Source organism: Kocuria rhizophila, from assembly GCF_003667225.1.
Classification (GTDB): Bacteria; Actinomycetota; Actinomycetes; order Actinomycetales; family Micrococcaceae; genus Kocuria; species Kocuria rhizophila.
Genome location: NZ_RCOM01000147.1, coordinates 1 through 2236, shown reverse-complemented (window position 1 = coordinate 2236; position 2236 = coordinate 1). Strand labels below are relative to the sequence as shown.

At 72.5% G+C, this 2236-nt stretch carries 2 protein-coding genes and 1 pseudogene; all 3 read left to right on the top strand.

Features of this window, described 5'->3' with window-relative positions; translation table 11 throughout:
* Positions 1–293, top strand: a pseudogene (locus D9R02_RS11690) (DNA-processing protein DprA); the annotation flags it as partial.
* Positions 265–1422 carry a tyrosine-type recombinase/integrase gene (locus tag D9R02_RS11685; protein ID WP_083311034.1) on the top strand — a complete coding sequence of 386 codons (1158 nt, stop codon included), beginning with the start codon at positions 265–267 and terminating at the stop codon, positions 1420–1422. The pseudogene D9R02_RS11690 and the gene D9R02_RS11685, both read left to right, overlap by 29 nt.
* A gap of 204 nt (positions 1423–1626) precedes the next feature.
* Entirely contained in the window at positions 1627–2130 is a 504-nt protein-coding gene (locus D9R02_RS11680; RefSeq protein ID WP_019308985.1) for a DUF3145 domain-containing protein, read from the top strand.
* Positions 2131–2236 lie beyond the last annotated feature (106 nt).

Sequence of the window (2236 nt, the reverse complement as noted above, 5' to 3'; positions counted from 1 at the left end):
TCGCGCTCGTGGCCCCGCGGGGCACCCCGCCCGACGAGACCCACCCAGGCGCGAGCGGTCTGGACCGTCGTCCCGAGGACGACCTGGACCCCCAGCTGCTGCGCCTCTTCGACGCCCTGCCCCTGCACCGCGATGCGGATCCCTCGTCGCTCTGCCGCGTCTCGGGGCTGGCGCCGGGGGACGTCCTCGCCGGTCTGGCCACTCTCCGGGAGCGCGGCCTGGCCACGGACTCGCTCCTGGGGTGGCGACGGGTAGGCTCCCAGCATGGCCGGCCAGGACGAGACCCCCGCTGACGGACGCACCCTCACGGACGGGCGCACACCCGCTGGCGGACCTCCCGCCCCGGGCGGACGCACACCCGCTGGCGGACGTCCCTCGGCGGTCGAGCGCACCGTCGCGGTGGGACGAGCAGCCACGAACGGGAGATCCGCTCCCCAGACGCGCGCGTCCCGGTCCGTCGACGCCGCCGAGCGGACGTCCCCGGCGACGAGCACGGAACCCGGGCCGCTCGATCACTACCTGCCAGGATTCCGTGCCCATCTCGGACTCGAGCGCTCGCGCAGCGACAACACGGTTCGGGCCTACACCACCGACATCGCGGACCTGTCGCGCTGGATGCATGGGACGGGCATCGACGACATCGACCTGCTGGACAGGGACGCCCTGCGCGGCTGGCTCGCCGACCGGCACCAGCGGGGACTGGCTCGCAGCTCGATCACCCGGGGCATCGCCGCTGTGCACACGTTCTTCCGCTGGGCCGTGGACACCCAGGGCCTGCGTCACGATCCGGCCGCCGGGCTCAAAGGCCCCCGCCCCGCCCGCCACCTGCCGGAGGTCGTCGGAGCCACCGCACTGTCCACCATGCTGGAAACTCTCGCGGACACGGCGCTGGGGGAGCACGAGGACGAAAGGGCTGCCGCGCTGGCCGCGCGGGACTGGGCCCTGCTGGAGCTGCTCTACGCCACGGGTGCGCGCATCGGCGAGCTGGTGGGGGCGGACCGTGCCCACCTCGACCGCACGCAGCACGTGCTCACCGTGACGGGCAAGGGGAACAGACAACGGCGAGTGCCCTACGGACAGAGGGCGGGGGAAGCACTCGCTCTCTGGGAGCACCGGAGGCCGGCCCTGGCAGGGCCGCGCGCCGCTGATGCCCTGTTCCTCGGGGCTCGAGGGGCGCGCATCGATCCGCGCGTAGCCCGGGGGGTCGTCGCGAGGGCGCTCGACACCGTTCCGGACACCGGCGCCCGCGGCCCCCACAGCCTGCGGCACAGCGCGGCCACCCACCTGCTGGACGGGGGAGCGGACCTGCGCAGCGTGCAGGAGCTCCTGGGCCACGCCACCGTGGCCACCACGCAGATCTACACCCATGTGTCCGTCGATCGGCTCCGAAAGGCGTATTCACAGGCTCACCCCCGAGCTTGACATTCGAGCTCGCAGTGCCCACCAGGTTGACCGTGGGTGGGCCCTGCTGGACAATGAACCAGAGTGCGGAAGTTCGCCCCGGCCTCGAATCCGTGGCGGACGTCACCTCGCTCGTTTCAACTGCATCACGGCGCCGGGCTGGCAGCGCTGAACCTCCGAGCAGGACGTTGGGGAAGACGTACCTACACGACGGAGGAACAGGCTATGTCTTCACCCACCACGCGCGGAGTGCTCTACGTGCACTCCGCGCCCCAGGCGCTCTGCCCCCACATCCAGTGGGCACTGGAATCCGTGTCGCATCGGCGGACGGATCTCGAGTGGACCCCGCAGAACGCCGAGCCGGGTTGCGTCCGCACCGAACTCGAGTGGTCCGGCCGTGCGGGCACCGGTGCGCTTCTCGCGTCCGCCCTTCGCACCCTGGGCCGGGTGCGCTTCGAGGTGACCGAGAACGCCAGCCAGGGCAGTGACGGGTCCCGGTGGTCCTTCACCCCGGACCTGGGCATCTTCCACGCCACCACGGACGTCGCCGGGAACATCTGCGTGAGTGAGGACCGGATCCGCTACGCCTTCGAGGCGGCCGGGGGAGACCCCGCCGCCGTGGTGGAGGAGCTCTCGCTTGCGCTGGGTGAGGCCTGGGACGAAGAGCTCGAACCGTTCCGCCACGCGGCCGAGGGCGCCCCCGTGCGCTGGCTCCACCGCGTGGGCTGATCGAGGGCACGCCCGACCACCTGCACACACGCCTCCCGGGCAGCGCAGCCGCACCTCCGTCCGCAGCGCGCGCTGCACCCCTCACGGCGCGCGTTGCACCCCCCCC